Here is an 8,507-nt window from a genome sequence, read left to right as displayed (position 1 = left end):
CTGTCGCACCTGTTATACCAGTGACTCCTGTTGCTCCCGTCAATCCGGTTGCACCTGTAACCCCAGTATCTCCAGTCGCCCCTGTTACGCCTGTTGCACCTGTAGCCCCAGTAACTCCGGTCGTCCCCGTTACGCCTGTCACTCCCGTATCTCCAGTACCTCCGGTCGTCCCCGTTACACCTGTCGCACCTGTAACCCCAGTGACTCCGGTCGTCCCTGTTACTCCCGTTGCGCCTGTAACCCCAGTGACTCCGGTCGTCCCTGTTACTCCCGTTGCACCTGTAACACCAGTGACTCCGGTCGTTCCCGTCAGTCCTGTCGCTCCCGTATCTCCAGTAACTCCAGTCGCCCCTGTTACACCTGTCGCACCTGTTGCACCTGTATCTCCAGTGACCCCTGTCGTTCCCGTCAGTCCTATCGCTCCCGTATCTCCAGTACCTCCGGTCGTCCCCGTTACGCCTGTTGAACCTGTGACACCAGTGACTCCGGTCGTTCCCGTCAGTCCTGTCGCTCCCGTATCTCCAGTAACTCCAGTCGTCCCTGTTACGCCTGTTGCACCTGTATCTCCAGTGACCCCTGTTGTTCCCGTCAGTCCTGTCGCTCCCGTATCTCCAGTACCTCCAGTCGCCCCTGTTACTCCCGTTGCGCCTGTTACTCCAGTTGTTCCCGTATCTCCAGTGACTCCTGTCGTTCCCGTTACTCCCGTTGCACCTGTAGATCCAGTATCTCCGGTCGTTCCTGTCACGCCTGTTGCACCTGTAACACCGGTGGCTCCAGTTACACCTAAAATACCACTGTACGCCCCCAGTAATTCCTCGGATACGAGACGATGGGCGGTGACCAGTTCTCCATTCTGGTTTTTCCCCCAGACCGAAATCTGCACATCCTCCACAGTAGCATCATCCGTTGTAAAAACAAATTCAAACCCGTCCAAATCCGCATAAAAATCCTTGGTTATTACCTGATTAGGCAAAACATTGAACAACTCTTCGATATATAATGTACGTACGCCTACCAAATAATATCCTTGAACAAGAACTGTATAAATACTAATTGTATTCCTATTATCCAGCCTTATCGTAATTCTCTGGGTAGGACGCCCATTTCCCGCAACAACATTATTTTCAATGGGGCCTGTTGATAAAACAGCCATACATGGATGCCTCCTCTGCCAGCCTTCGCCGGGTCATGATCATCCTTTATGTATATGTAGCAAACAAGTAGATGTCGTCACAACTCATAGAAAATACGCTCATTTTGCACATAAGGTCGGCAATACTTGCTGCATAGCTTCGGCATGCGATCTTTCATCCATTCGTGCCTCGACTTATTCGCCATCTGAAAGGCATAATAACCCAGTGTAAAGATCAACATGAACCCTTCCATCAATCGAATATCACGATCCGTCAGTGGTGCGATCTGTTGGGTATAACCGGATAAAAATATGTCACGTTCCTCCCTATTGAACATAAGCGCTGCCCCTCCGGCATCGAAAAGATAATATCCATAACCGTGTAGACAAAAATCAATCATGGAAATTCCCTGCTCCGTTATCAACAGATTGTTGCGAGTAATATCCCCATGAATGATCCCCCATGTCCCTGCTTGATGCGGGTATGTTTCTAACTGCTCATTAATGTTCTCAAACGTCTCACGAAGCAGATCAAAGTCTTCCGTTGTAAAAATCCCCAGTCGGACACCTTCCTCTAGCTGCCCTAGCATGACCAAGTTCTCATGGCTATTGCCATATGCCGGCCGCACCTTTGTTCGATCTATCTGATTCTGCTCACGCCCATATTGATGAAGCATCTGCAGTTGTGCCCCCAGATCATAGATCTGCTCTGTTGTCAGGCGTTCTCCCTGCTGGATGTCCCTTCCCTCAATCCACTCCAGTACTGTACAGCAGATTTCTTTACCCGCTTCACTTTTCCATACCGTGACCCAGTCTCCCGATACATTCCGTACCGGATGCTGCACGCGCAATGCTGTCGTTGCGTTTAACTCATGAAGCAGGTTCATCTCTGCCTCCAGCGCAGGAAGCGTATGCTGAATGCCAGTCATACTTGCATATGCGGCTTGATGGATACGTAGCAGATACTTCTGCCCGCTTGCTTCATCAATGACATGATACGTCAGATTCTCATTATGACGAATATATGAAACGACAGGTTTCTCAATAGTGTAGTTCTGTATAATCTGAGCTGCCATATGGTCGTAAGACATCTGATCCGTAGTGATTATCAACATCTCCTTCGAAGTCATGTAAACGTTCTCTTCACAATAAATATCGTAGCATAATGTTTATCCCGCATACAGAAAATCCCACTAAAATTATAAATTAAAAAAGCACAACCCCCGAACAACCGTCCAGGCATTGTGCTTTCTTTTGTCTCTATTATTTCTTAATCTCTTTGTCTATTACTCTATGTTACACTCCATGATCCAATTAACCGAAACGACCCATAATGTATTCTTGCGTCAGACGATTGTCCGGGTTCGTGAAAATATGCTCCGTATCCCCGTGCTCAATCATGCTTCCCAGATAGAAATAAGCTGTGTAATCCGAGATTCGTGCCGCCTGCTGCATGTTATGGGTAACAATAACGATCCGTAGCTCCTTCTTGAGCTCGGTAATCAACTCTTCAACTTTACCCGTAGATACCGGGTCAAGTGCAGATGCTGGCTCATCGAGCAACAGAATCTGTGGTTCAACAGATAAAGCGCGAGCGATACATAGGCGCTGCTGTTGTCCGCCAGAGAGAGACAGAGCTGACTCATGCAGTCTGTCTTTCACTTCGTCCCAGAGCGCAGCACGGCGCAAGCTTTTTTCCACAATTTCATCCAGTGCCTTCTTACTCTTCGTACCACGGTAGCGGGGGCCAAACGCGATATTGTTGTAGATGGACTTATGAAAAGGATTTGGCTTCTGCCACACCATGCCAATCTTCTGGCGAAGCTTGATTACATCGGTTCCAGGCTCATTCAGATCGTTACCGTCCATCCAGATATGTCCCTCTGTACGGGAACCGGCAATCTCGTCGTTCATCCGGTTCAGCGAACGGAGGAACGTGGATTTACCGCAACCAGACGGCCCAATAAGAGCCGTTACGCTTGCTTCAGGAAACGTCAGGCTAATCTGCTTGACCGCCTGGAAATGTCCATAATATATGCTTAACTGTTCCGTACCAAAAGGTATGGCCATGTTGGTTCCTCCTTATTTCGAAGCTGTCATGCGGCGGAATACAACCCGACCGATCCAGCGTGCACTTAGATTGAACGCCAGCACGAGAATGACAAGCACGGCGGATGCCCCTGCTGCCACTTCTTTGGAATCTGGCCCAATACCTTCACTATTCACTTTCCAGATATGGACAGCAAGTGTCTCTGCCGGACGGAAAGGGTTAAGCGGTGATCTTGGACTCGTCGGATTCCAATCTGTAAAGTCCAATGGTGGACTACTCATACCTGCGGTGAACATCAGCGCTGCTGCTTCACCGAAGATCCGGCCCGATGCCAGGATCGTACCCGTAATCAAACTCGGCAATGCCACAGGCAGTAGAATCGAAGTGATAATCTTCCACTTGGACAGTCCAAGCGCCAGACCTGCTTCTTTCTGTTCCTTCGGAACGGCCCGGAAGGCCTGCTCCGTTGTCCGTACCATCAGTGGCAAGTTAAAGATCGCCAGAGCCAAGGCACCCGAGATCAGGGAGAAACCAAGACCAAATTGATTTACTAGCAGCAAGAGACCAAATAAACCGATAACGATGGATGGGAATGATGACAATACTTCAACGACCAGACGAATGAAGCTGGTAATCTTGCCTGGTTTGGCGTATTCCGCCATGTAAATCCCGCCGCCCCATCCGAGTGGAATGGTAACAAGCAAGGTCAGAACAAGCAAGAATACGGAGTTGAAGAGCTGTGGACCAATCCCGCCGCCACCCTTAAGCAACTGTGGTGCACTTGTAAGGAAGTTCCAGCTAATATGTCCAATGCCTCTATACATGATGAAGCCAAGCAGACCGAGCAATAGAATAACAATGAACAGGGCTAGTACAACGATAACGGATGTTGCAATTTTATCTGCCGTCTTTGCCTTCATTTTCATACCCGGTTTCTCCTTTCAAGCAGGCGAACCAGAATGACGAAGACAAATGTCATCACCAACAGGACAAGCGCCATACTCCACAGTGCATTGTTATGAACAGAACCCATCGTGGTGTTACCCATGCTGAGTGTAATTACACTTGTTAATGTTGAAGCTGATTCGAGCAAGGATGTTGGAACATGCGGTGCATTACCGATAACCATCTGTACAGCAAGAGCCTCACCAAAGGCACGGGCCATACCCAAAACGACACCTGTCAACAAAGCTGGCAAAGTTGTTGGAATAATGACACGGTAGATGGTTTGCCAGCGAGTGGCACCCAGTGCATAGGAGGATTCACGCAATCCTTTTGGCAACGCGGACAATGCATCTGCCATAATACTTGTCACCGTAGGAAGAATCATTACCGCGAGAACAAGACATCCGGCTGCAATCCCGACGCCTGTTCCACCAAAGATACTACGCAACAAAGGTACGATGACGCTCAGACCGATAAATCCGTATACAACGGATGGAATTCCGGACAAGAGTTCAATCGCAGGCTGCAAGATCTTTTTGCCTTTACCCGGAACAATCTCTGTCATGAAGAGCGCTGCACACAGGCCAAGCGGACTTGCGATCAATGCTGCAAGCAAGGTTGTAATGAAAGAACCTGTGATGAACGGTAATGCCCCGTAGAACGCAGGTTCTCCGGTCGGATTCCACGTTTTTCCACCAAGGAATTCGCTGATGCTTATTCCATTTTGGAAAAATGTGGACAGTCCCTTGGACGCTACAAAATAAACAATGGAAAACATGACAACGATCAGGAAAACGACACAAATCGACGTATAGATCCGTCCCGTCCACTCTTCCCAATAATGTTTCTCTTTTAAGGGCCGGCGCGGTTTCAACTTGTTATTCATTACCGTTCCCCCTTCGGTCTGTTCCATAACAACCATCCTTCTATAGTAGAATTAATGCAAAATATGGGATTATTTTAGAGCAAACCGCGTAAAGAGGCGGGACCTAAGTCCGCCTCTTTCGCTGTATGCGCAAGTTCAAAGATTACTCAACCACATTACCTGCTGCATCGCGTTTTACTTTCATACCTGACATTGGAATGTATCCCAGTTCTGTCACGTCGTTTTGTTGAATTTCGTCACTCAAGATGTAGTCCAGGAATGCTTGTGTTGCTGCATCTGGCTTACCTTTTGTGTACATGTGCTCGTAAGCCCATACTGGATAAGTTCCTGCTTCTACGTTCTCAACTGTTGCTTCTACACCTTCGTATTTCAACACTTGCAAGCTGTCATCCAAGTAAGACAAGGCGAGGTAACCAATAGCACCTGGCGTTTCAGATACCAATTTTTTTACGTTACCAGAAGAATCTTCTTGAATCGAACCTTGGATATCACCCATTTTTGCACCCAATGCATACTTCTCAAAAGTTGCACGAGTACCGGAACTGCTCGGACGGTTTACAATAACAATTGCTTTATCCGCGCCGCCAACGTCTTTCCAGTTTGTTACTTTACCGGAGAAGATGTCGATCAGTTGTTGCTTCGTCAAATCTTCTACACCTGCATCTTTGTTGCTAACTGGTGCCATAGCTACTACTGCTACTTGATGGTCAACCAATTCTTTTACTTTGGCTTCGTCCTCCAGTTTCTCTTCTGCAAATACATCAGAGTTACCGATTGTAGCTTGTCCGTCAGATACTTGTGTCAAACCAGTACCACTACCGCCACCTTGAACTTGAACCGTTACGTTCTTATATTCATCAACTGCCATAAATTTCTGTCCAGCTTGTTCTACCAGAGGTAGCAATGCTGTCGATCCGACTGCCAGAATGTTACCGCTAAGCTCAGTAGCAGCTTCTCCTGATCCATTGCTTGCGGCACCCTCTGTACCAGCGTCATTTTTCGATCCGCATGCTGCGAGTACCAGTACGAACGTTAAGGTCATCAAAATAAACGGCAACTTTTTAAACATGTTTTGTTTTCCTCCCCCAATGTAGTGATGGCGTTTTGTGAATTTGTTTGTTCACCATCAACTCTTTACTCATTGTAGTTTCGGTATGTCATCTTAAAATCAGTGTTTTGTAAACGCAATGTTAAAAATATCGGCTGTATATTGAAAATCATCTGAGACAAGTTGCGCTGAAGTGGCCGCTTCGGGAACGGACGTTGTTTCAATCGCTGTTATCCCCGGATTTATATGATTTACTTTTTTCAAGGAATACATCCGGGGATAAAGGCGAACGCTTCGCTTTTCCACAATCGTTCCGTTCCCTTCGCTGTGTCAGCGCTCGTTGGATCTCAGGCATTTCAATCTCCTGCCTGGGAAGTAGGCAAAAAGGCCAGCCCTATAAAAGGCTGGCCTTCTGTAAATACTTAATGTAGATATTGAATCAATCCGTTATATAGAACAAACAAAAACTGCCTCACAGCCAGTGCATGGCACCAGGTGGTTAGAGAATTTATGCAGATTTCATAGTTGTTAAGGCTTTTTTATCTGACGGGTCGCTTGAATTACTTTTTGGTTGATATACAGGTTTCTTTAACAATCCAATCATACAAGCTGTAATGATGGAACCAACTAAAATACAGACAATATACAGTAATGGATTACTTGCCGCAATGGGAATAACAAAGATTCCACCGTGAGGAGCTTGTAACGAAATACCTAGAGCCATGCTCATTCCTCCACCAATCGCTGCACCTACAATATTGGATGGAATAACTCGCAAGGGATCATTTGCGGCAAACGGAATCGCGGCTTCTGTAATAAACGACGCACCCATAATATAAGCGGCTTTGCCTGCATTACGTTCTTCGATTGAAAATTTATTCTTAAATAATGTTGTAGCTAATGCAATACCCAGTGGCGGAACCATACCTCCAACCATCAGAGCAGCAGAAGGTTCAAAGATTTGATTGGCGAACATCGCCAGTCCAAATGCAGATGCTGTTTTGTTAATCGGCCCTCCCATATCAGATGCCATCATTCCTGCCAGAAGTGCTCCTAATAAAATAGCATTAGAACCTGTTAAACCATTTAGCCAACCTTGTAACGACTCATTGATCCAAGCCATCGGACTGTTGATGACAAAATACATAATCAAGGCGGTTATAAATGAACCTACTAATGGCAAGATCAGCACAGGTGACAGGCTTTGCAGTGAGTCAGGAATGCCTTTGACTAATTTTTTAAGAGCTATGATCGTATAACCGGCGATAAATCCAGCCAGCATACCTCCCAAAAAGCCGGAACCTCCAATAGTTGCCAGCATCCCACCAATCATACCAGGTGCCAATCCTGGACGGTCAGCAATACTATACGCAATATACCCTGCTAATACAGGAACCATCAATGCAAAAGCAGCACTACCCCCTGCTGTACTTAAAAAAGCGGCGAAAGCATTATAATCCAGGCTATTTGGATCAGCCGCATGAATACCAAACATAAACGAAAGCGCAATCAATATACCGCCTGCCACTACAAAAGGAATCATAAAGGATACACCATTCATAATATGGCTGTATATTTTAGGCTGTTTTAAGCGTGTTTTTTCTTTTGCTTCTTTAAGATTACTGTTGCCTTGATTCAAAACGACACCTTTTCCAGCAATCGCATCTTCAATTAACTCTTGTGCATGATGAACTCCATTTTTGACAGAGGTTTTGATCACTGGACGATCGCCAAAAACATCCATATCGACTTTGACATCTGCCGCCACAATAATACCATCAGCTTCAGCAATATCTTCAGGAGTCAATTGATTTCCAACACCTGTTGATCCATTGGTTTGCACTTTAATGTGTACACCGAGTTCCTTGGCCGCATTTTTCAATGCTTCCGCGGCCATAAACGTATGGGCAATTCCTGTAGGACAACCTGTAACTCCAACCACTTTTTTGCCAGCATGCTTTTTAGGACTATGAAGTGCCTGCGCATCTTGATCTTCTGCCTGTTCAAATAAACGGACAATCTCTTCTTGATCTCGAGCAAGGATAAGTTTCGCTCTAAATAGTTCATCCATCAAAAAGGTCGAAATTTTGGATAATGTTTGCAAATGTTCTGATGAAGAGCTTTGATCGACTGCAATCATAAAAAATAAATTACATGATTCGGTACTATATTCAATACCGCTTAATGATCTGCCCATAATAATGGCAGGGGACTGTACTCCAGTAGACTTGGCATGTGGAATGGCTATTCCGAATCCCACTTCTGTAGGAACCTGTTCTTCACGTGCCCAGATATCTTTTTTAAATTGCTCAATATCGCTTAAATAGCCGTTATCGTTTAACTTTTGCGACAATTCATCTATTAATTCGGCTTTGGTCGTAGCGGTGACATCTAATATGATATTTTCTGGTTTTAAGACATTAGAAATCTTCATGATGGATCTCTC

General features: G+C 46.0%; 6 protein-coding genes and 1 pseudogene. All 7 read right to left on the bottom strand.

The genetic code is table 11. The annotated features are described in order from the left end of the window. Window positions 1-1,153: pseudogene (locus C161_RS23645) on the bottom strand (collagen-like triple helix repeat-containing protein); the annotation flags it as partial. 77 nt (window positions 1,154-1,230) lie between these two features. Next, on the bottom strand, window positions 1,231-2,262 hold the full coding sequence (locus tag C161_RS23640; RefSeq protein ID WP_051449909.1) for a phosphotransferase enzyme family protein: 1,032 nt from the start codon (window positions 2,260-2,262) through the stop codon (window positions 1,231-1,233). Window positions 2,263-2,446: 184 nt separating this feature from the next. Next, entirely contained in the window at window positions 2,447-3,202 is a 756-nt protein-coding gene (gene pstB, locus C161_RS23635) for a phosphate ABC transporter ATP-binding protein PstB (protein WP_036616781.1), read from the bottom strand. Between the two features lie 12 nt (window positions 3,203-3,214). Further along, window positions 3,215-4,102 carry a phosphate ABC transporter permease PstA gene (gene pstA, locus C161_RS23630; protein WP_036673245.1) on the bottom strand — a complete coding sequence of 296 codons (888 nt, stop codon included), beginning with the start codon at window positions 4,100-4,102 and terminating at the stop codon, window positions 3,215-3,217. A 2-nt stretch (window positions 4,103-4,104) separates the two neighbouring features. Further along, window positions 4,105-5,040, bottom strand: coding sequence for a phosphate ABC transporter permease subunit PstC (gene pstC / locus C161_RS23625; RefSeq protein ID WP_017690972.1), 936 nt, complete (start codon window positions 5,038-5,040; stop codon window positions 4,105-4,107). Window positions 5,041-5,155: 115 nt separating this feature from the next. Then, window positions 5,156-6,082: a phosphate ABC transporter substrate-binding protein PstS family protein gene (locus C161_RS23620; RefSeq protein WP_036673206.1), complete on the bottom strand. Its 927-nt coding sequence runs from the start codon at window positions 6,080-6,082 to the stop codon at window positions 5,156-5,158. 487 nt (window positions 6,083-6,569) lie between these two features. Next, window positions 6,570-8,495, bottom strand: a complete 1,926-nt coding sequence (locus tag C161_RS23615; protein ID WP_051449908.1) for a PTS fructose transporter subunit IIABC — start codon at window positions 8,493-8,495, stop codon at window positions 6,570-6,572. Window positions 8,496-8,507 lie beyond the last annotated feature (12 nt).

It is taken from the genome of Paenibacillus sp. FSL R5-192 (assembly GCF_000517845.1).
GTDB lineage: Bacteria > Bacillota > Bacilli > Paenibacillales > Paenibacillaceae > Paenibacillus > Paenibacillus amylolyticus.
The sequence above is the reverse complement of the archived record's forward strand: the minus strand, read 5'-3'. Positions and strand labels throughout refer to the sequence as shown.